21 protein-coding genes and 1 other RNA gene are annotated in these 20,772 nt (G+C 63.0%); 14 read left to right on the top strand and 8 right to left on the bottom strand.

The window, feature by feature from the left end; all coding sequences use genetic code 11:
- Window positions 1–6: 6 nt before the first annotated feature.
- Window positions 7–903, top strand: coding sequence for an SDR family NAD(P)-dependent oxidoreductase (locus ACQ5ID_RS09595; protein WP_429912230.1), 897 nt, complete (start codon window positions 7–9; stop codon window positions 901–903).
- Between the two features lie 65 nt (window positions 904–968).
- Here ACQ5ID_RS09595 and ACQ5ID_RS09590 read toward each other — a convergent pair whose 3' ends face one another.
- Together ACQ5ID_RS09590 and ACQ5ID_RS09585 are read right to left on the bottom strand one after the other, a co-directional pair.
- Window positions 969–1,370, bottom strand: a complete 402-nt coding sequence (locus tag ACQ5ID_RS09590) for a hypothetical protein (RefSeq protein WP_429912229.1) — start codon at window positions 1,368–1,370, stop codon at window positions 969–971.
- Window positions 1,371–1,465: 95 nt separating this feature from the next.
- Window positions 1,466–3,403, bottom strand: a complete 1,938-nt coding sequence (locus ACQ5ID_RS09585) for an acetyl-CoA hydrolase/transferase C-terminal domain-containing protein (protein ID WP_429912228.1) — start codon at window positions 3,401–3,403, stop codon at window positions 1,466–1,468.
- Window positions 3,404–3,547: 144 nt separating this feature from the next.
- Between ACQ5ID_RS09585 and ACQ5ID_RS09580 the strand changes: the two genes are divergently transcribed.
- Window positions 3,548–3,778 carry a DUF6356 family protein gene (locus ACQ5ID_RS09580; protein WP_429912227.1) on the top strand — a complete coding sequence of 77 codons (231 nt, stop codon included), beginning with the start codon at window positions 3,548–3,550 and terminating at the stop codon, window positions 3,776–3,778.
- An 11-nt stretch (window positions 3,779–3,789) separates the two neighbouring features.
- Here the strand turns inward: ACQ5ID_RS09580 and ACQ5ID_RS09575 are convergent, their stop codons facing one another.
- A complete protein-coding gene (locus ACQ5ID_RS09575; protein WP_429912226.1) occupies window positions 3,790–5,583 on the bottom strand; it encodes an SLC13 family permease in 1,794 nt (597 codons plus the stop codon).
- A 234-nt stretch (window positions 5,584–5,817) separates the two neighbouring features.
- Between ACQ5ID_RS09575 and ACQ5ID_RS09570 the strand changes: the two genes are divergently transcribed.
- Window positions 5,818–6,330 carry a hypothetical protein gene (locus ACQ5ID_RS09570; protein ID WP_429912225.1) on the top strand — a complete coding sequence of 171 codons (513 nt, stop codon included), beginning with the start codon at window positions 5,818–5,820 and terminating at the stop codon, window positions 6,328–6,330.
- 2 nt (window positions 6,331–6,332) lie between these two features.
- Here ACQ5ID_RS09570 and ACQ5ID_RS09565 read toward each other — a convergent pair whose 3' ends face one another.
- Entirely contained in the window at window positions 6,333–7,163 is an 831-nt protein-coding gene (locus ACQ5ID_RS09565; protein ID WP_429912224.1) for a tetratricopeptide repeat protein, read from the bottom strand.
- 116 nt (window positions 7,164–7,279) lie between these two features.
- Between ACQ5ID_RS09565 and ACQ5ID_RS09560 the strand changes: the two genes are divergently transcribed.
- Window positions 7,280–8,650 carry a leucyl aminopeptidase family protein gene (locus ACQ5ID_RS09560; protein ID WP_429912223.1) on the top strand — a complete coding sequence of 457 codons (1,371 nt, stop codon included), beginning with the start codon at window positions 7,280–7,282 and terminating at the stop codon, window positions 8,648–8,650.
- Entirely contained in the window at window positions 8,643–9,425 is a 783-nt protein-coding gene (locus ACQ5ID_RS09555) for a C40 family peptidase (RefSeq protein ID WP_429912222.1), read from the top strand. The genes ACQ5ID_RS09560 and ACQ5ID_RS09555 overlap by 8 nt, the downstream gene beginning before the upstream one ends.
- 74 nt (window positions 9,426–9,499) lie before the next feature.
- Here the strand turns inward: ACQ5ID_RS09555 and ACQ5ID_RS09550 are convergent, their stop codons facing one another.
- The gene (locus tag ACQ5ID_RS09550; RefSeq protein ID WP_429912221.1) at window positions 9,500–10,237 is read right to left on the bottom strand and encodes a c-type cytochrome; all 738 of its coding nucleotides are present in this window, start codon (window positions 10,235–10,237) and stop codon (window positions 9,500–9,502) included.
- Window positions 10,238–10,418: 181 nt separating this feature from the next.
- The gene (gene nudC, locus ACQ5ID_RS09545; protein ID WP_429912220.1) at window positions 10,419–11,285 is read right to left on the bottom strand and encodes an NAD(+) diphosphatase; all 867 of its coding nucleotides are present in this window, start codon (window positions 11,283–11,285) and stop codon (window positions 10,419–10,421) included.
- Between the two features lie 300 nt (window positions 11,286–11,585).
- On the opposite strand from nudC, the gene ACQ5ID_RS09540 reads away from it, so the two are divergent.
- The 5 genes from ACQ5ID_RS09540 (at window position 11,586) to ACQ5ID_RS09520 (ending at window position 14,819) form a co-directional block, all read left to right on the top strand.
- Window positions 11,586–12,104, top strand: a complete 519-nt coding sequence (locus ACQ5ID_RS09540) for a porin family protein (RefSeq protein WP_429912219.1) — start codon at window positions 11,586–11,588, stop codon at window positions 12,102–12,104.
- 142 nt (window positions 12,105–12,246) lie between these two features.
- Window positions 12,247–12,477, top strand: coding sequence for a hypothetical protein (locus tag ACQ5ID_RS09535; RefSeq protein ID WP_429912218.1), 231 nt, complete (start codon window positions 12,247–12,249; stop codon window positions 12,475–12,477).
- Window positions 12,478–12,523: 46 nt separating this feature from the next.
- An RNA gene (ffs, locus tag ACQ5ID_RS09530) (signal recognition particle sRNA small type) lies at window positions 12,524–12,620 on the top strand.
- A gap of 88 nt (window positions 12,621–12,708) precedes the next feature.
- Window positions 12,709–14,487, top strand: coding sequence for a DNA polymerase III subunit gamma/tau (locus tag ACQ5ID_RS09525; RefSeq protein ID WP_429912217.1), 1,779 nt, complete (start codon window positions 12,709–12,711; stop codon window positions 14,485–14,487).
- Window positions 14,484–14,819 carry a YbaB/EbfC family nucleoid-associated protein gene (locus ACQ5ID_RS09520; protein ID WP_429912216.1) on the top strand — a complete coding sequence of 112 codons (336 nt, stop codon included), beginning with the start codon at window positions 14,484–14,486 and terminating at the stop codon, window positions 14,817–14,819. The genes ACQ5ID_RS09525 and ACQ5ID_RS09520 overlap by 4 nt, the downstream gene beginning before the upstream one ends.
- Here ACQ5ID_RS09520 and ACQ5ID_RS09515 read toward each other — a convergent pair.
- Entirely contained in the window at window positions 14,816–15,976 is a 1,161-nt protein-coding gene (locus tag ACQ5ID_RS09515) for a Fic family protein (RefSeq protein ID WP_429912215.1), read from the bottom strand. The two genes, ACQ5ID_RS09520 and ACQ5ID_RS09515, sit on opposite strands and share 4 nt — an antisense overlap.
- Before the next feature lie 100 nt (window positions 15,977–16,076).
- On the opposite strand from ACQ5ID_RS09515, the gene recR reads away from it, so the two are divergent.
- Window positions 16,077–16,679, top strand: coding sequence for a recombination mediator RecR (gene recR / locus ACQ5ID_RS09510; protein WP_429912214.1), 603 nt, complete (start codon window positions 16,077–16,079; stop codon window positions 16,677–16,679).
- A 9-nt stretch (window positions 16,680–16,688) separates the two neighbouring features.
- Here the strand turns inward: recR and ACQ5ID_RS09505 are convergent, their stop codons facing one another.
- The gene (locus ACQ5ID_RS09505; protein WP_429912213.1) at window positions 16,689–17,834 is read right to left on the bottom strand and encodes a PQQ-dependent sugar dehydrogenase; all 1,146 of its coding nucleotides are present in this window, start codon (window positions 17,832–17,834) and stop codon (window positions 16,689–16,691) included.
- Window positions 17,835–18,019: 185 nt separating this feature from the next.
- Between ACQ5ID_RS09505 and rmuC the strand changes: the two genes are divergently transcribed.
- From rmuC to ACQ5ID_RS09490, 3 genes are read left to right on the top strand one after another with little or no spacing between them, the layout of a single operon-like run.
- The gene (rmuC, locus tag ACQ5ID_RS09500) at window positions 18,020–19,387 is read left to right on the top strand and encodes a DNA recombination protein RmuC (protein ID WP_429912212.1); all 1,368 of its coding nucleotides are present in this window, start codon (window positions 18,020–18,022) and stop codon (window positions 19,385–19,387) included.
- Window positions 19,388–19,419: 32 nt separating this feature from the next.
- Complete coding sequence (gene def / locus ACQ5ID_RS09495) at window positions 19,420–19,938, top strand: peptide deformylase (RefSeq protein WP_429912211.1); 519 nt, start codon at window positions 19,420–19,422, stop codon at window positions 19,936–19,938.
- Window positions 19,935–20,705, top strand: a complete 771-nt coding sequence (locus tag ACQ5ID_RS09490; RefSeq protein WP_429912210.1) for a hypothetical protein — start codon at window positions 19,935–19,937, stop codon at window positions 20,703–20,705. Before def ends, ACQ5ID_RS09490 begins: the two co-directional genes overlap by 4 nt.
- Window positions 20,706–20,772 lie beyond the last annotated feature (67 nt).

Here is a 20,772-nt window from a genome sequence, read left to right as displayed (position 1 = left end):
GTCAGCATGCCGCTTGAAGGGCGCGTAGCCATCATTACCGGAGCCGGTGGCGGTCTTGGCCGTCAGCATGCCCTTTATCTGGCGCGTAAAGGCGCAAAAGTGGTCGTCAACGATCTGTCGGTGGAGGCCGCGGATATTGTCGCTGCGGAGATTGTTTCCGCAGGAGGCAAGGCACTGGCCATTGCTGGCTCGGTTACCGACGAAGCCGCTATCGCCGCCCTGGTAGAAGAAGCGCTCGGTCAGTGGGGCCGGATCGACATTCTCGTGAACAATGCCGGCATATTGCGCGACAAGAGCTTCGCAAAAATGAGCCTTGATGACTTCCGGCTGGTCGTCGACGTGCACCTGATGGGAGCGGCCATCTGCACCAAGGCCGTCTGGGAGACGATGCGCCAACAGGAATATGGCCGCATCGTGATGACGACGTCCTCCTCCGGCCTTTACGGCAATTTCGGTCAGGCCAATTACGGCGCCGCCAAGATGGCGCTGGTCGGCCTGATGCAGACGCTCGCGATTGAAGGGGAACGCTACGGGATCAGGGTAAACTGCCTGGCCCCGACGGCGGCAACCGGGATGACAGAAGGACTGCTTGATGCGGAAAGTCTTGCCCGGCTTGATCCGGCACTGGTCAGCCCCGCCCTGCTGGCCCTGACGGGTGAAGACGCGCCGACCCGCGCGATTGTCTGCGCCGGGGCCGGGCATTTTGCACGCGCCAATGTCACGCTGACCGGCGGCTCCTATATCGGCACCGGAGATGATGCTGGTGAGCGCGTCATCGCGGCCTGGGACCAGATCTCCGACACCGCCGGATCGCTAGTCCCTGCTTACGGCTTCACCCAGCTCGAACGCGAGGTGGAAAGCGCGAAAGCGGCACACGCCTCTCCGCTTGCTGCAAACCGCTAGGGCCTAACAGCCGTTACCCGTTTCCTGCGGCAAGGTTTGTAGTCCGGGCCGGGCAGGCGGGCGGTTCAGGATACCGCCTGCACGAACGGATCATCTGCCTCTATGTCCAGAAACTCTGCCGTCTCGTCCCAGCTGGCAAAGGCGCGCGCATTGATCCCCATGTCCGAAAGCTGGCGTGTGGCATGGGCCGCGCGCAACACGGTGCCGGGCGCGTAGACATAGGCTATGCGGTCCAGCTTCGACAGCTGGGGCATGAGAGAGTTGAAAAATGCCGCATACTGCTCCGGGGTCAGGCTCGGCTCAGCCCCGCGATAATCAATCACCAGCGAGCTGTAGGGAGCCCCTGAGAGCCGGTCTGCAAGCCGTTTGGCATTGCGCATGGAGGCTTCAAACGTGGTGCGCCCAAGCACGGCCGCATACCGGCAGCCCGGCGCAGCGTCGCATGCGAAAATTGTCGGTTCACTCATTGATCTGCCCGCCCGGTCAGAAAAAGCCGCTACTATTTTAGGTGAGTCTGCATGCGGGGTAACAACAAACCGTCATGCAGGCATGTGACGCCAGGTCAGGCGGGCGCTCCTGTGCGCTCAAGCGCCAGGCAAACCAGCTTCTGCTCCAGCCGCTCCTTGAAGCTCGAAGGGTTTGCCAGCCCCATGCGCTGCAGTGCCGTATCGAACCGGCTGGCGTCTGGCGCGCGGGTGAGGGCCGATACGATCAACTTCGCGCGCGCCTTCCAGCCTGTATTGCGCTGTGCCAGCCATTCCAGCGCTTCGCGCAGGGCCTGTTCGGTGTCTGTCAGATCGCTGCCGAAGGGAAATTTCACCAGCGTGCCGCTGGACATGGCAGGCTTAAGCCGCCCGGTGAGGCGTTCGGGCGTGTTCTGCCGCGCCGTTTCCGGCAGAGTGTAGTCCTTCTCCACCTTTCCGGCAGACTTCGCCTCGTCCAGGAAGGCGTCCTGAAAGCGGCTGTCGGCAATTTTCGCAAGGGCGATGGCAACATCCCGGTCGGAGCGTCCGCGAAGGTCTGCCACGCCATATTCGGTGATGACGATATCGCGCAGATGGCGCGGCACCGTCACTTCGCCGCCCGTCCAGACGATGTTGGAGCGTGTCTCGCCCCCGGTCTGGCGTGTCGCGCGCACGAGGATGACGGAGCGTGCACCCTCCAGCTCGTGTGCCATGGCGGAGAAATTGTACTGCCCGCCGACACCGCTGACCACGCGCCCGTCGGCCAGCGTATCGGAGATCGCCGCGCCGCGCCCGTTGACCATCATGGCGGTGTTGATGAAGCGCGCGTGCTGGCGCTGCAGGCGGGCCAGTTCCTCGTGGCCGTAGAGATCGTTGACGCGCGCCACGGCCGTCATGTCGATGCGCGCGCGCTCAGTGTCGCTCAGCTTGCGCAGACGGTCATAGAGCTCGCCCGGACCGGCAAAGAAGCCGCCATGCAGCGCGATGCCCTCATCCTCATGCAAGCTCGCAGGGTCTGCCAGCAATGCCTCCTGGCGGGCGATATCGTCACTCACCCGCCGGGACAGAAGCCCGCTCTGGAACAGGTCCAGCAGGCCGAGCGTGAGCATCTCGCTGCAGCCGTATAGACCCTCGTGGAAGGGCTCCAGACCGCCGCACCGCCCGGCAACCGCCATGTCCGCACCAATCGCCTCGATCGCGCTGCGCCAGGCGGCATTGTCGAGATGGCGCAGCTTCAGGGCTGCGGCCACGGCGTCGGAGAGCGCCCCGATGCCGGTCTGCAGCGTGCCGCCATCACGCACCAGCGTGCTGGCATGCAGTCCGATGGACCAGGCGGGTAGGCCGACAGCCTCGCGCGGAATGGGAAAGAGCGTGTACTCGCCCGCATCATAAAGCGCGTCGAACCAGTCTTCGGGTATGTCTGCCTTTTGTCCCATGAAGGGCAGGGCGGCGTTAAGCTCGCCCAGAACCACTGCCGGCGCGCCAGTCTTGCGCCTTTCGTGCAGGGCCGGGATCAGGTCCAGCGACAAATCGGGATTGCATGACAGGCTTATCCGGCCTTGCGGTCCGGGCGCGACCATCTGGGCGGCTACATTGACGCCTGCGTTCAAAATGGCGCGCCCGGCATGGGTGTAATTGGCGCTGACATAGTCGCGCTGGGCCGAGGCGTTGTTGAGAAGTCCGCCCGGCGGAAGGAAAAACTCCTTCACCCGCACATTGTCGGGCAGGGCATTACGCCGCCGGTCGCGGGCATAGTCCAGATCGGGATAGCCGCCATACAGGCGCTCGCTGATCGGATCGAGCAGGCGCGCGGCCAGCGCGTTGGGCGCTGCCGGGCGTTCCAGCGTCAGGGCGGTAAAGATCGTCAGCTTGATGCCGGGATCTGCCTTGGCGCGCGCGTAAAAGGCGTTGGCGAGATGGTTGGCTTTGCCGAGGCCCAGCGGTAAGCCGAGCACGATGCGCTTGCCGACGCGCTCAATGGCGAGGTCTACACACGCATCCGGCGTGGCGGGGCGGGGTGTTTGCTGCGGGGGCAAGACGAAAACTCCTCTCAGCGATACACAAAAGGATACGTGCGGGCGCGGCTAGCGTTCACATTTTGACCGCTAGCCTATCTGTATAGGCCGTGTTGGTATGGGCCGTCCTGCAGGACATGCTGGTCTGAAGAGGAAAGTCCGGTCATGGCGAGAAATCCGTTCACATCGCATCCCGCTGAAGGCGGTGAGACCTATTTTCAGCATTTGAAGTTTGCCAGCGCGGTCGGCTTCCAGCTGTTGCTGGCCGGGCTGGCAGCTCTTGTCCACGCCGTGTTTCCCTTCGTTTTCCAGACGACAGCCTCCCGCCTGCTGACCGGCATTCATCACCGTGTGGAGGCAAAGCGGGCCACGATGCCGGACAGTCCGGCCGTCTAGCTGCCAGCCACCTAGTTCGCGCCCTCCAGCGGCCAGATTAGCGGGATCATCACAACCGCTACGATCAGCATGATGACGTTCAGCGGCACGCCGATCTTCACGAAATCCATGAACCGGTAATGCCCCGGCCCATATACCAGCGTGTTGGTCTGGTATCCGATTGGCGTTGCGAAGCTGGCGCTTGCAGCAAACATGACGGCGACCACGAAGGGACGCGGGTCCAGTCCTGCGGCGATGGCCAGAGCGGCGGCAACCGGGGTGATGACGATGGCGACGGCGTTGTTGGTAACTGTCTCAGTCAGGAAAGATGTTACCGCGTAGACCAGCGCCAGCAGAATAATCGGCGGCGCGATTGTCAGAAGCGGACGGGCCGCTTCGACAAGCAGGTCGATAGAGCCGGTGCGGTCCAGTGCCGCCCCGATAGCCAGCATGGCGACAATCAGCGCCAGAATGCGCCAGTCTATGCTGTCGAAGGCTTCCTCGGGATCAAGGCAACCGGAGAAGAGGACGACGGCCACGCCTATGACGGCGAGACCGACAATGGGCATGATATTGAGGGCGGCGAGTACGACCACGCCTACAAGCGCCGCGATAGCAATCGGTGCCCGTTCCCGGCGGAATGCCTGGTCTTCGGGCCTTGCCAGATCAACCAGCCCCAGCTCGCGCGACATGCGCTCGATATCTTCCGGGGAGCCTTCCAGCAGCACGCTGTCTCCCGGATTAAGGCGGATACGACCGACATGTTCGCTGATCTCGCCGCCATGGCGGTGCACGGCGACAACATAGACCCCGAAGCGTCGGCGCAGGCGGTAGGATTTGAGCGGCGCGCCGGTAAGCCGGCTGCCTGGTCCTACTACTGCTTCAACCAGTACCGCGCGGCTTTCGCTTACATCTTCAAGATCCTCGGAGCCGACGCGCACTTCGCCGTCGCGATGCAGGGAGAGCACCTCGCTCATGGGCGATTCCAGGACGAGGCGGTCTCCGGCCTGCAGCTCGATCTGGTCAATGTCGTGGCGCAGGGTCTGGGAGTTGCGCACCACATCGAGAAGGCGCAGATCGCGCAGCTTCAGGAAGGGGACATCGTCCGGGCGGCGGCCAATAAGCGAGGATCCTTCGGGAATGCGGGCATCGGTGATGAAGCGGGACTCGCCCGCACCGTCCAGCAAGGAGAAATCCTTCCGGTCGGGCAAGAGGCGCGGCGCAACAACCGCCAGATAGACCATCCCGGTGGCCGCAACAGCCAGACCCACCGCGCTCATCTCGAAAATGCCGAAAGGCTCCAGCCCGGCCTGGCGGGCCGCGCCGTCGACGACGAGATTGGTCGAGGTGCCGATCAGCGTGCAGGTGCCACCCATGATCGCACAATAGGACAGGGGCATCAGCAGCTTGGAGGGCGCGAGGTTCAGGTCGCGGGCAATCCCGGTGATCACCGGAATGAGGATCATCACCACGGGAATATTGTTCATGAAGGCGGATACGACGACCGTCAGCAGGAAGGTTGATCCGATGACGAGAAGCCTGCTTGATCCGGCCTTGCGCTGGATGAAGCGGCTTACCTCCAGAATGGCGCCTGTCCGCACCAGTGCTGCCGATATGACAAACATGCAGGCAATGGTCAGCGGCGCGGCATTGGCCAGCGCTCCCACCATGCTGGCGCTGTCCAGAAGACCGAGGACCAGAAACACGGCCACGGCACCGATGGCGACCATTTCCGGCGGGAAGCGTTCGGACGCGAACACGGCCAGCATCACGCCCAGCAGGACGAGCGCCAGCCATCCCGCATTCGGGCCAAGCCATTCGATCATTGATGTGCTCCCATGCCAGGGAGCGATTTATTCATTTCGCGCTTGCAGTGTAAATGCCTTAGGCGCGCTGGCGGCGGATGAAATCGCCAAGCACTGCTGAAACCGCTTTCTGGATACCGAGGATGCCGTAAACAATCGCGTCCGGGGCGTGCTGGCAGCGCGGGGTGCGGAAGGCTTCTTCTGCGTGGCGGCATGCTATAGGCTGGAGAGTTCCAGCCGTCAGGGGCTAAAGTCATGTTTGGTGGACGCAAGGCAGAAGAGCGCCGGCGCGACGAGATCCGTCTGGCCAGGTCAGCGTGTGACAACGCGCTGGCAGCTTTGCGTGCCGACGATATCGCCAAGGCGCGCGCCGAGCTGGCGGTTGTCCCCAAGAAGATAGATTTTGCCGATATTGGCTGGAAGGTGGAGCTGACCGCCTCCATGCTCGATCTGGCAGCCGGGCGGCGCAAGCCCGCCATAACCCGCCTCACCGTTATCTGTTCGCGGCTCGACGAGACCGACCTGTCGCGTGATGACAAGGGCTATCTGCGCCTGTTTGCGCTTTATCGCGCTATCGAAGCGTCGAAGGACGGCAAGGCCCCGCAGGAATTGAGGGATCTGGTGGAAGATTTCCGCTTCGATCACACGCTGGTATCGCCCGAGCTGAAAATCGGCTTCCCTCTGAAAAAGACCGAGGAAGCCGTTGCTGCGCCGCCGCCGATGGCGCGGCCGGCCAGCGCAGGCGCGGATGATCCTTTCGGGGGATGAGGTCAGTTGTGGCTACCGCGCAAGGCAGCCTCGTTCAGGCTGTCCCAGCGGCGCGGACTGGTAATCATGGCGCGTATATAGGCCATGTTGGCGGCTGCCATTTCCGGCGTTGAATCGATCATGGCAATGCGCTCGGCTTCATCGAAGCGTCCCTGCAGGGCGAGTACGAGCGCAAGGTTCTGGCGCACTTGCGCAGAGGCCAGATCATTGTCCATGGCCCGGCGCAGGAGAGGCTCAGCCTGTTCCGGCTCACCGGCCAGGGCGTGCGACAGCGCCAGATTGGACAGGATTGAGGGCTCTTCCGGCGCCAGCCTCATCGCTTCCTGAAAGCGTGCACGCGCTGCCGGAGTGCGCCCTGCCTGCTCCAGCGACACGCCCAGAGCGTTTATCACACGCCAATTGCCGGGGTCGGCCTGCGCAGCGCGGGTAAGCGGCTCGATGGCCTGCTGGCCGCGGCCTTCGGCGGCCAGCGCCAGCCCGTAGGCTGCCAGCAGTGCGGAATCGTCGGGGAAGAGCGCGAGTGCCTGCCGGGCGACCTCAATGGCTCTGGGGGTGCTGCCTAGCAGGCGCAGAACGCGCGCCAGCTCGGTTGCCGCTTCGCGGTCGGCCGGGTTCATCTCGTAGGCTTCGGCCCAGAAGGCGGCCTGGGTGAGTAGGTCCTGATTGGCGATGGACTCGCGCTCGGCGCGTGTGGCCGGAACGATCGAACGCGATTCCAGCTGCAGCGCGAGGGCCGCTTCCTGCGGGCTTGGCGGCGCTGCCGTCGTGGCGCATGCGCCCAGCGCCAGCGCGCTGGCGGCGGTGAAGGCTGCAGCGGACAAACGCATGGACATGATCTAACCCTGTTAACGCGGACGTGTATGGTCCCTATCTATCTGCCGGGCCGGTCAAGAAGCCGTTAACGCTTCTCCACCTCCGGCGCGCATTCGAGAGTTATCTGGAGAGTTTGATGAGTTTTGCATTCGCCGACGCCGCCCACACCGCCCGCACCGTTCATCTGACGGCACGCGCTGATCTTGATTCGGTGTTATCTGGTGTCGGGGAAGAGGCAGCCGGTCACGCCCGTGCTTCCGGATTCTCCGGAAAGGCCGGAGAGCTGGTCATCCTGCCGGGAGATGGCGATGCACTCTACGGTGTGGGTGAGGCATTATCGCCGTTTGAAGCGGGCAATGCGCCGCTGAGCCTGCCTGAGGGCAACTGGCGCGTAGGCGGTATGCCGGGAAGCTGGGACCCGACCGTGCTGGCGACCGCGCTGGGTCTTGGCAGCTATCAGTTCACGCGTTACCGCGCTGCGCCGCGCGAACCGGCGCGTTTCCAGCCGCCTGCTGGCGCTGATGAGTCGGAGGCTTTGCGCATCATTGCGGGTGTCACCGTATGCCGCGATCTCATCAACACGCCGGCAGGCGACATGCTGCCCAGCCATCTGGAAGATGCCGCCCGTACCATCGCCGAGCCCTTTGGCGCGACCGTGACGAGTATTGTGGGCGATGACCTGCTCAAGCAGAACTACCCGATGATCCACGCGGTCGGCCGGGCGTCCACAGATGCGCCGCGCCTGATCGAACTGGTCTGGGGGGATCCGTCCCATCCGCGCATCGCGCTGGTGGGCAAGGGCGTGTGTTTTGATTCAGGCGGCCTCAATATCAAGGGTGGCAGCAATATGCTGCTGATGAAGAAGGATATGGGCGGCGCGGCCAACGTGCTCGGCCTTGCCGCCATGATCATGGATGCCCGGCTGCCGGTTTATCTTCACGTGCTGGTGCCGGCCGTCGAGAACGCCATCTCCGGCAATGCCTTCCGTCCGGGCGATATCCTGCCATCACGAAAGGGCCTGACGGTCGAGATCGGCAATACCGACGCTGAAGGGCGGCTGGTGCTGGGCGATGCGCTGACACGGGCGTGCGAGGACAAGCCTGAGCTGGTGATCGATATGGCCACACTGACCGGTGCGGCGCGTATCGCGCTCGGCCCGGAACTGGCGCCTGTCTATACCGATGATGACGCGCTTGCTGCAGACATTGAGGCAGCGGCCCGTCAGGTGGACGACCCGGTCTGGCGCATGCCGCTCTGGAGCGGGTATGACAGCCAGATTGAGGGCGAAATATCCGATCTTTCCAATACCGGGTCCGGTCCGATGGCAGGGTCCATCACCGCGGCCCTGTTCCTGCGCCGGTTTGTCGACACGAAAGCCTGGGTGCATCTCGATATTTATGGCTGGAACCCGAAGGCGCGGCCGGGCCGCCCGGCGGGCGGCGAAATGCTGGCCGCACGCGCGCTCTACGAGGCTCTCAAGGCACGCTACGGGGTGAAACATGGCTGAAGATTTTCAGGTGACGGCAGGCGTTACCGCCATTCGCCGCGAACCGCGCGACGACGCGATGATGGACAGCCAGCTTCTGGCCGGCGAGGTGTTCAGCGTCGAGCAGGAAACGAATGGCTGGGCCAGAGGCGTGTCGCGCCATGACGGGTATGAGGGCTATGTCGACATGGCGGCGCTCGCTGCGCCGGTGCTGATCCCGACCCATCGGGTGAGCGCGGTGCGCACCTATGTGTTCTCAGAGCCGGACCTCAAATCCCCACCGCGCTTTCTGGTATCACTCAACGCCAAGATTGCGGCGGGCCGGCGCGAGGGCAAGTTCACCGAGAGCCAGCGGCAGGGCTGGATTTTCACCGGGCATCTTACAGCGCTTGATGCCAGCGAGCCGGACTGGGTGGCCGTGGCCGAGCGCTTTTTGCATTCGCCCTATCTGTGGGGTGGCAAGGAAAGCCTGGGGCTGGACTGCTCCGGTCTGGTGCAGGTGAGCATGGAAGCGGCAGGCATCCGTATTCCGCGCGATAGCGGCGATCAGGAAAGCTGGGCGCGGGCGCGCTGGAGCGCCGTACCGGCCACCGATTCGCTCGCCGGGCTCCAGAGGGGTGATCTGGTCTTCTGGCCGGGCCATGTCGGCATAATGACCGATGCGGTGCACCTGCTGCATGCCAATGCTTTCCACATGGCAACCGCGCTTGAACCGCTTAATCTCGCTGCGGCCCGGATTGCGCGTCATCACGCGCCGATGAGCGGCATTTTCCGCGCTCCCAACGCCAGAAGCTAGGCCGTTACAGGCCCCGCAAACAAAAAGGGCGCTTCGATCGAAGCGCCCTTTTCCATGTCTGCAGTATCTGTGACTTACTCGCCGTCTTCGAGAATCTCTTCGAGTTCCTCGGCAAGCTCCTCATCAGGCAGCTCGGCACCCGGCTGGGCCAGCTCGCCCATATCATCGACAGATTCTGCGGCCGTTGCAGGCGCGTCCGGGGTTTCGGTAGCTGCCACTTGCGGCCCCTCACCCTCTTCCTCGATGGCCGGCTCTTCGGGAAGCGGCTCTGGGAAGGGAAGCCCGGAGCTGCCCATGGCGTGCATGTAGGCGATCAGATTGATGCGGTCTTCCTGGCTGCGCAGGCCGGCGAACGCCATCGAGGTGCCAGGCACATAGCGGCGCGGCGCCTCCAGATAGTCATACATGTTCTGGTAGAGCCATTGCGTACCGTCAGCGCCGTATTCACGCATCGCGCTGGAGTAGTTGAAGCCGGGCACGCTGGCGACCGTGCGGCCAAGAACGCCCCACATGTTCGGGCCGGTACCGCTGGCACCGCCTTGTTCAAACGTGTGGCAGGCGACGCAGCGGCGCGCGACGCGCTCGCCGGTATCCACACTGGCGGTAGCCAGCAGAGCGCCGAAATCAACCGGCCCGGCTTCTTCCTCGGCAGCGCCAGCAGGCCCTTCAAGCAAAGCCGGGTCCACCGGGAAGCCCAGTGTTTCAGGCGCGCGTGCATCAAAGGCGATGTCGCCAATCTCGCGCAAACCCATGACGATAAGCAGGATGGCCAGAACCGCGCCCGCTACCTTGTTCCAGAACAGATCGCCCATCGACGTCCTCTCGCCCAGACATGACTGTAATTGCGCCGGTGTTTGGCATGCTCCGACGCCCTGTGCAACCGCTTGGAGCGATTACGCGGCCTGCAAATAGCAGGCAGGCTCATCAAAATCCCTAACAGGACAGGTCCGGCATGCCCATGGGGCAGGTCGTCGCGGCAGGTTGAGTATGCCCCTAGCCTCCCTTCAGCCAGGTTTCGACCAGCAGGCGGGACACGGAGTAGTGGGGCGGCCCCCAGCGCATCATCGGCCCTTCATAAAGCTCGCGCACTTCCTCGCGTGTGAACCAGCGGGCCTCCTCCACATCGTCTGCCGCCACGGGCTCGCCCGGTTCGATCTCCGCCAGCAGGCCGATCATCAGCGTGGACGGGAAGGGCCAGGGCTGGCTGGCGATATATCGCGACGAGATCACTTTCAGCCCGGTCTCCTCTGCCACCTCCCGCGCGCACGCCTCCTCGATCGTCTCGCCCGGCTCCATGAAGCCGGCGAGCGTGGCAAACACGCCGGGCGGCCAGGCGGGCTGGCGGCCCATGACGCAGCGCTCTCCGCTGAAGGGCAGCATGATGACGGATGGGTCTGTACGCGGGAAATGCTCCGTGCCGCAGGAGGGGCAGACCAGCTTTGTGCCGCCTTCTGCCGAGGCGTTTTCAGCGCCGCAATTGGAGCAGTAATGCCTGCGTGCGTGCCAGGTCAGGATGGCGCGCGCGCGGCCAAGTATGGCGGCAAGATCCGGCTCGGCGATCATGGTGGCCCGGCGGAAATCCAGACCGGGAGGGACCGCACCTGCCTGTATGCTCGCAGCAAACCACGGCATGTCCCCCTCCAGCCCCAGAAATACGAGACCGGCGGCGTCCAGCGGCAGGTCCGCGGCCTGCGCCGGATGCAGTATCTGTGGCTCTCCCTCCGGTGACAGCGCGACATCGCCGCCCGTGAGCAGGACCGTTCTGGCCATGGGATGGCGCAGACAGGCGTCGATAAAAGCCGGATCGGTCCGCTGCGGCCCGGCATGGTTCAGCGGCGTTCGGGTAAAGGTCAGATGCATGAGCGATGGCCCCTTCGTGGCCGCGTATTGCGCCCTGATGCGGCGGGCGTGGCAAGAGGGGTGCGCTTTCGCACTTGCGAACATTACGGTCAGATTACCAGAACATGGATAAACGTATGGAATTGCGGCTTTTTTGCCCAAGTTGCCTTGTTTGTGCCTTAGTCCGTGTCCGGAAAGTCACAGCGGTGTATTGCACTGCGGCATTAACGGCTGACGGCATCTTGCGCGGCGGGAAGGGACGGCCCCATCTCTCGACGCACGGGGCCCGGGGGTCCCAAAAAAGACGAAAGGTCGAAAGAAATGAAATCTCTCCTTATTGCCGCTTCCGCTATTGCTGTTCTCGCTGGCGCTGCTTCCGCTCAGGAAGGCCCGTTCCGCCTGGGTGCCGGCTATCAGGCCATCGACACCTCTGGCGCTACCTATGACACGCTGACCCTGCGTGGCAGCTACGACATCACCTCGATCTTCTCTGTGGAAGGTGACCTGCTGATCGGTCTGGGCGACGAGTCCACGACGATTGGCGCGACCACCGTGACCTCCGAGATCGACTATGGTGTCGGCCTTTACGGCGTTGCCCGTCTGCCCCTGAACGAGCAGTTCTCGGTGTTTGCCCGTGGCGGTTACACCTACTTCGACGGCAGCGCTTCGGCCGCCGGCACGTCCTTCAGCGGCGATGTTGATGGCTGGGCCTTCGGTGCCGGTGCGGAATGGGCTTTTGCTGGCCCGAACGCGATCCGCGTTGACTACACCCGCTATGACTTCGTGAGCGGCAATGGTACGGCTGATGCGTACGGCATCTCCTTCGTTCGCCGCTTCTAGTCTGACGCTGTGAATCTCTCCCGCTCCGGCGGGTAAAAGAGCCCTCGCGGTCATTTGGCCGCGGGGGCTTTTTCATGCCTGGTGATTGACGCGAATGAGAATGACTCGCAAGTTTGGCAAAAGCCATGGAGAGAGTCGCGCCATGAAACGTGCCGTTTGGGAGATCATCAGCCATGACCGCCTGCGTGTGGCCGGCCAGCGTGAGAGCGCGCCGGGCGGCGCTCTGGAACCGCGTGTGCGCGACTGGCTGGCGACGCAGTCCGTCATAGTGGAGGACTGGCTGAACCAGTTGGTTGCGGCCAATGGCGATGAACGCCTGGTCGGAGTTTTGTGCCAGCACGCCGCCTTCCTGCGCGAGGCAGCGGGCGACTGACACCGCGCTTGCGAAATGCCACCGTGATCTGGATACTAGGCAGCAGGAAGGCCGGCGGCGGACGAGCCCCTCGCCAACCCGGTCAGGTCCGGAAGGAAGCAGCCGTAACGAGTTTCGGCTCGGGTCGCCGTCCGGTCTTCCGCCGCCTTCCAACTGCTTTCGCCTGAAAGGCCCGGGCGCGCCATGCGGGCGTGCTGGCCAGCCCGCCGCAAGAAGGGGCCTTGCCCGTCCATGGATGACCAGGATCCAGACAGCGGCGCGCTTGCGCTGGGTGAAGATGAGCCGGGGCCGGCGCTGCCGGGCTTCGAGCCGCCGCCTGCCAGCGCCGCCTATCAGGTTCTTGCCCGCAAATACCGCCCGCAGCGCTTTTCCGATCTGATCGGGCAGGACGCCATGGTGCGTACGCTGTCCCATGCCTTCCAGTCGGGCCGTATCGCGCAAGCCTATATGCTCACCGGTGTGCGCGGGGTGGGTAAGACGACGACGGCGCGCCTTATCGCCCGCGCGCTGAACTACGAATCGGACGAGCGCTCCGGCCCCAGCGTGGATATTGATCCGCCGGGCCGTCACTGCGACGCCATTGCCCGCTCGGCCCATGTCGACGTGCTTGAGATGGATGCGGCATCGCGCACCGGCGTCGGCGATATCCGCGAAATCCTGGATGGTGTGCGCTATGCGCCGGTGTCAGCTCCTTACAAGGTCTACATTATCGACGAAGTGCATATGCTCTCAAACAATGCGTTCAACGCATTGCTGAAAACGCTCGAAGAGCCGCCCCCGCATGTGAAATTCATCTTCGCGACGACCGAGATACGCAAAGTGCCGGTAACGGTTCTTAGCCGCTGCCAGCGCTTTGATCTGCGCCGCGTGCCGCGCGATGCGCTGAGCGCTCATCTGGCGCGCATCTGTGATCAGGAAGGCGCTGCGGTCGAAACCGACGGCCTTGAAGCGATTGCCCGTGCCGCCGAAGGCTCGGTGCGCGATGCGCTCTCCCTGCTCGATCAGGCGATAGTTCAGGGCAGTGAAACCGGCCCGGTCCCGGCCTCGCAAGTGCGTGAAATGCTGGGCCTGGTAGACCGCTCGCGTGTGCTCGACCTTCTCGATGCGGCCCTGACGGGCAAGGGCGAAGCGGCGCTGGCTGAGCTGGAAAGCCAGTATGCGGCAGGCGCTGATCCGCAAGTGCTGATGCGGGATCTGCTGGACTATCTGCATGCCATGAGCCGGGTGAAGGCGACCGGCGGCAAGGCAGACCTCGCCGAAGCGCCGGAAACCGCGGCGCGCCTGCGCGAGCTGGCTGATACGCATTCGCTTGCGAGCCTGACCCGGCTCTGGAAGACGGCGCTGTCCGGACTTGATGATGTGCGTTCTGCGCCCGATCCGATGGCGGCGGTCGAGATGAGCGTCATCCGGCTGATGGCGGCGGCCAGCCTGCCGGGGCCGGAGGATGCCGCCCGGCTGATCGCGGCGCTGGAGGCGGGCGCACCCCTGCCTGCCCAGACAGCGCAAGCTGGCGCAGACAGTGATGCGCCCTCCGCGCAGGCTGGCATTCCAGATGGCCCTGCAGAGCCGGAGCCTGCCATCAGTTCTGATCCGTCGAGCCTTGAGGATGTGCTGGCGCTGCTGGACCGCGAGCGTGAAGTACTGCTGCGCGATCAGGTGGAGCGCTATGTGCGCCTTGTGTCCATCGGGCAGGGCAAGCTGGTGTTTGAAGCGGCAAAGGGCGCGCCGGACGATCTGGCCAGCCGCCTTGCCGGTTTCCTGCATGCCCAGACCGGCGCGCGCTGGCTGGTGGATAGTCAGGGCCGGGCACCGGGCGGAGAGACCCTGCGCGAGCGCCGCCGCCGCGAGGGCGAGGCGCTTCGTGAGCAGGCTTTGCGTGATCCGGCCATTGTCCGCGCGATGACGCTCTTTCCCGGCGCGGAACTGGAATCAGTCACAGCGGTTGAGCCTGACCCTTCTCCTACCCAGATGTCGGACGCAGAAACCCAGCGTCAGGAGCGCAAACCATGAAAGACCTCGCCGGCCTGATGAAGCAGGCCCAGGAAATGCAGAAGAAAATGGGCGAGGCGCAGGCCCGGCTGGACGCAGTGGAGGTGACCGGCGAGGCCGGTGCCGGTCTGGTGAAAATCACCACCACCGCCAAGGGCGAACCGCGTAAAGTCTCCATCGATCCGTCACTCATAGACCCGTCAGAGCCGGAAATTCTCGAGGACCTGTTCCTTGCCGCGCTCGCCGACGTCAAGCGCAAGGCCGATGAGGCGCAGGCTAATGTTCTGCGCGATGCCGCGAGCGGGCTGGGCCTGCCGCCGGGCTTCGATATGCCGTTCGGGGTGAAGCCCTAGACCCGCTCCTGATGCCCGGAAATGATATCGAGAACCAGCGGGCTAATGTACAGCTTCGGGCGGTGATGGTTGAGTTCGCGAACCAGACCGTTCTCGATCAGCCAGCTCAGATTGTTCCTGACGGTCTGGTCAGACTGTCCGATACGGTGCGCGATCTGTGCAACGGACAGGACTGGGTTTGAAAGCAACAGGTCCATGATCTGAACAAGAACAGCTGAGCGACCTCGGCCTGCCATTATCTGCTGCCGGAAAAACTCACTGCAATTTATCAATTGCTTGGTTGTTGCAATCGCAGAGCGCGAAGATTCCTCCACGCCGTTCAGGAAGAATTTTATCCAAGAAATCCAACCGTTAGAGCTGCTAACTCCATACATCAGGTCGATATACTCATCTTTATGGCGTTCAAAATACTCACTCATATACAGATATGGGCCATCAATAATACCGGTTGCCTGCAGGTAAACCGGGATGAGTATACGGCCAACGCGCCCATTGCCGTCTGGAAATGGGTGTATAGTTTCAAACTGATAGTGGATCAGCGACGCATCAATGAGCTCGAGGCCTTTGCGGTCCGGCCGGTTAATGAATGTCTCGAGTTCACTTAATGCCTTTGCGGCCTCGGCGGGTGGCGGAGGCACAAAGCGAGGGCTTCTCGGCGTACCTCCAATAAAATTCTGATGCTTCTTGAGAAAACCCGGTTCGACAGCCGCTCCTCTGGCTTTCTTTGTTACGTTCGACAGCAGAATTTTATGCAGCTCGGTCATCAACCTGCCGCAAACGGGAAGCTCTTGCATCAGCTTGTCTGCGTGCCGGAGCGCCTTCACATAATTGTGGACTTCAACCGTATCCTGCTGCGGGTCAGAGGGGCCGCCTGCGTCGAATACCAACAGATCGGTAAAGGTCGTGAACGTCCCCTCCATGTTGGATGAGCTAACCGCCTCACGAAGGTGCATGGGGCGGATGACCAGCTCCGGGTTGGCCAAGGGGCTTATTGCGCCCTTCAGCTCACCGAGAGCCAGGGTGGCAGCCTGCAGGTCTGGAACCAGATCGGCGACGTCAATTTCTGGAGGCAGGACATCAGGAACAAATGCCTGCAGTCCGTTGACCGTAGGCACCAGCGTACCGGGTGAATCCGCGCTAAAGTCAGCCAAACGCATTTTGATTCTCCGCCTTCAATCCAAAAAAGTGGCCCTATTTTTTGGATTCTGCAATCGGTATCAAAATTTGTTTGGTTTTGGCAGCGCGGAGCATCACCCCATGGCAGGCACGGCAGGCCCGGAAATCGAGAGGCTTATCCAGCTTCTGGCCAAGCTGCCGGGGCTGGGGCCGCGTTCTGCGCGCCGGGCTGCGCTGCATCTGATGAAAAAGCGTGAGGCGCTGATGGAGCCTCTGGCCGCCGCCATGGCCGAGGCAGCCGAGAAAATCCGCCCCTGCAGTATTTGCGGCAATCTGGACGTATCAGACCCGTGCACGGTCTGCCGCGATCCCAAGCGCGGCGACAGCGTGATCTGCGTGGTCGAGACGGTAGGTGATCTCTGGGCGCTGGAGCGGGCAGGAGCCTTTGCCGGCAAATACCATGTGCTGGGCGGGGTCCTGTCTGCGCTGGATGGCGTCGGTCCGGACGATCTCAATCTTGCCAGCCTGATCGAACGTGCGGGCAATGGATCGGTCAGCGAGGTGATCCTCGCGCTCAATGCCACGGTGGATGGCCAGACGACGGCCCACGTCATCGCAGACAGGCTTGCCCATACCGGCGTATCGATCACCTCGCTGGCGCGCGGCGTGCCGGTGGGCGGCGAGCTTGATTATCTTGACGACGGCACGCTGGCCGCCGCGTTCAGATCACGGCGGCCAGCGTAGCGTTCGAGCCTAGTCGGCCGGTACAAGCCGCAGCACGCGGCCCTCATCGCTATCGGTTGTGATGTAGAGATAGCCGTCCGGGCCGGTGCGGACATCGCGGATACGCTCTTCCAGGTCTTCGAGAAGACGTTCCTGCCCGATCACCCGATCACCGTCGGTCTCCAGCCGGGCGACGTGCATGCCGGCCAGCGCGCCCACGAACAGATCGTTCTGCCAGTGCGGAAAGGCATCGCCCGTGTAGAACGCGGCGCCCGAATTCGCGATGGACGGTGTCCAGTACCAGATCGGCTGTTCCATCCCCTCGCGCTCGCGGTCCTCGGTGATGATCGTGCCATCATACTCGATGCCGTAGGTGATTTCCGGCCAGCCATAGTTGAGACCGGACTCGCGGTGGATGTTGACCTCGTCACCGCCGCGCGGGCCGTGCTCATGGCTCCAGATCGTGCCGGTTTCCGGATGCTGGACCAGCCCCTGAATGTTGCGATGGCCGTAGCTCCACACTTCCGGCGCGCCGCCATCGCCATCGGCAAAGGGATTGTCTGACGGCACCGAGCCATCATCGTTCAGGCGGATCAGCGTACCGATATGGTTTTCGGGGTTCTGTGCCTCGTCATAGTGATCGCCGCCATCGCCCAGCGACAGCCAGAGATAACCGTCCCGGTCAAACAGGATCTTGCCGCCATGGTGGCGGTTGGTAGCGATGTCGAAATTGACTGCAAACAGCTCTTCCACATTCTCCAGAGCGGTCAGGTCATCGCTCAGCCGGGCGCGGATCAGCGCGGTGCGGTGCGCTTCGCGCGTGCCTTGCGCGTAAGAGATGTAGACAAGGCGGTTTTGCGCAAAGTCCGGGTGGGGGATGGCATCAAACAGTCCGCCCTGGCGGTTTACCACCACGTCTTGCGGCATGCCGGTCACCGGCTCGGCGCGCAGATTGCCGTCCGCGTCAACGATGCGCAGACCTTCCGAGCCGCCATCGCGTTCGGTTACCAGCATTTCCCCCGATGGCAGAAAGCCGATGGACCACGGGATGTTAAGCCCTTCGGCCACGGTTTCGATGCGGAAATTGGCCTGCTCGGTCTCGTAAACGTCCTGCGCGGCAAATGCGCCTGCGCTGACACTGACCAGAAGGCTGGCGGCAAGAGTGGTGCGGATCATTTCAAAGTCTCCCCAGATCGATTTCCAACAGCGTTCACACGCTTACATAGGGAGGGCAACGCGTATGGCCAGCCAGGGTTGCCTTGCTGACATGGATGTGAACGCTCACAGATCGCCGGAGGGCAAGACCGGCGTGCTGGTCTAGGCTGTGCTACTGATTCGCGCGTACGCCGGGAGGGCTTCCCATGGAGATGCTCAATATCGTCCTGATTGCCGGGGGCGGTGCCATTGCTGGCATGGTGCTGACCTGGTTGTTCATGCGCAGCGCTGGTGCCGGCTCGGCCGCCCTGCAGGAGCGCCTTGCTGACACCGAGCGCCGCTTCGACGCCGAGCGTTTGCAGCGCCAGGAGGAGCTGGAGGGTGAGCGTGTAGCGCGCCGCGAGGCCGAGCAGGCCGCCGCTGCCCTTAAAGCGAGGATGGATACCGAGGCCGAAGCGGTGAAGCGCGAACGCGAGAGCCTGACCCAGCTTTCCAATGCCGTGCAGGAGAAGTTTCAGCTGCTTGCAAACGAGGCGCTGGATAAGTCGCAGAAAGCCTTCCTTGAACGCGCCGCCGAGACCTTCAAGCAGAACCAGGAAAAGGCCGAAGGCAGTGTGAAGGAGCTGGTGACGCCGATCCGTGAGAAGCTCGACCAGTTCAAGGCGACGGTGGACCATATCGAGAAAGAGCGCGCCGCCCATCGCGGCGAGCTGGGCGAGCAGATCAACGCCCTGCGCCAGGGCCTCGCCGGCCAGCAGCAGGAGACCTCAAAGCTCGTCAACGCGTTGCAGCGCTCCTCCACCACGCGCGGCCAGTGGGGCGAGCGCACGGTGGAGAATGTGCTGGAGCTGGCGGGTCTTACCAAGGGTATCGATTATGAAAGCCAGTATCAGGCGCGCGATAGTGAAGGCGCGTCGCTGCGCCCGGATTTCGTGGTGCGCCTGCCCGGTGGCGGGCGTTTCGTCATCGATTCCAAGGTGGCGCTGACGGCTTATCTCGATGCGGTGGAAGCGCCGGACGAGGCCAGCCGCAAGCAGCATCTGCGCCGTCACGCCATGCAGGTGAAAACCCATATCCGCCAACTGGCCAGCAAGGAATACGCAAAGTCGGTCGAGGGGGCGATTGATTTTGTCGCGCTCTTCATCCCGGGTGAAAGTTTCTATTCCGCCGCGATGGAGGAAGAGCCGGGCCTGTTTGACGAGGCTATTGCGCAGGACGTGATCATCGTCACGCCTTCCACCCTGCTCGCACTGGCGAAGGCGGTCGCCTATGGCTGGCGCCAGCAGGCGCTGGAGGACAATGCCCGGAAAATCGCCGCGCTCGGCAGCGAAATACATGACAGGCTGCAGACCTTCACGGGCCATCTTGGCCGGGTCGGTTCGGGTCTGAAGTCTGCAACGGCCAATTATAACAGCGCGGTAGCGTCGCTTGAGGGCCGGGTTCTGGTCTCGGCTCGCAAGATGGCCGAACTCAACGCCGCCTCAGGCTCGAAAGCGCTTGAAGGCCCGGCACAGGTCGATGAAACGCCGCGCTCGCTGGCTGCACCGTCTGGAGATCAAAGCAGCGATGCTTGATCGAAACCCCTTTGCCCATTAGGTCTAGGCGTATGGCTGTACACCCTATACTCACCGTTCCCGATCCGCGTCTGAAGCTGGTTTCAAAGCCGGTGGAGCGGGTTGATGATGATCTGCGCACGCTGATGGATGACATGGTGGAGACCATGTACGAGGCCGATGGTATTGGCCTTGCCGCTATCCAGATCGGCGTCGACAAGCGCGTGATCGTGATGGATCTGTCGGAAAAGCGCGATAGCCCGCGTTATTTCGTAAATCCGGTTGTCACGCCGCTGACCGAGGAAACAAAGCCCTATAGCGAGGGCTGCCTGTCGATTCCCGATGTTTATGACGAGGTGGAACGGCCCGCGCGCGTCAGCGTTAAGTATCTCGACTATGATGGAAACGAGCGCGAAGAGATCGCAGAGGATCTGTTCGCGGTGTGCATCCAGCACGAAATGGACCATCTCGAAGGGGTGCTCTTCATCGATTACCTCTCGCGCCTGAAACGCGACCGGGCGGTGAAAAAGGTCCAGAAGCTTGTAAAGTCGCGAATGGAGGCTGCCGAATGACCCTGTCCCGCTATGCCACGCTGGGGGGCTCCGTCGCGCTCGCGGCGCTGCTCGCCGCTTGTGATCCTGCCGATACGGTTCCAGACCCGCAGCCGGAGCCCGTACCCGCCCCGGAACAGATGGCGGAACCGGAAACGGGCGCTGACGACGTGTCAGCTGACCTTGCCGGAGAAGCGGAACCGGTCATGGACACTGCCATCAATGGCACGGACGATGCCGGGGTGGATGCCCAGCCGGAAGCGGTTATGGAAGCCGGCCTGATCGAAAGCCTGTCTGAGTATTGCGGTCAGGCGTTTGAAGGCGAGATCACCAGCCCGCCGGTGGAGCTGGACGAAGCCTTTGCCGGACGCCGCCTCGTCATGCATGTGCGTGAGTGCTTCGAGGATGAGGTGCGCGTGCCTTTCCATGTGGGCGATGACCATTCGCGCACCTGGCTCATCACGCGTCTTGATGATGGCCGTCTGCGCCTGAAGCACGACCACCGCCACGAAGATGGTTCCGAAGACACGCTGACCCAGTATGGCGGCGAGAGCATCGTCCCGCCGATCTCCGCGCGCGTGGAATTCCCGGCTGACCAGTTCTCGAAAGATCTGTTCGAGCGTGAGGGTATTCCGGTGTCCATGGACAATACTTGGATCATGGAAGTCACCGATACGACATTCGTTTACACGCTGACGCGCCCGAACCGCCTGTTCGAGGTGACGTTCGATCTGACCAATCCGGTTGATACGCCGCCCACGCCCTGGGGCTGGGAGGACGAGGACTAGGTCCTTATTTTGCCGATCTGAGTGCGCTAAAGGCGCGTCCCTTCAAGGGGCGCGCCTTTCTCGTTGT

It is taken from the genome of Glycocaulis sp., assembly GCF_050485565.1.
Classification (GTDB): Bacteria; Pseudomonadota; Alphaproteobacteria; order Caulobacterales; family Maricaulaceae; genus Glycocaulis.
This window is presented reverse-complemented; position numbering and strand designations above follow the sequence as displayed.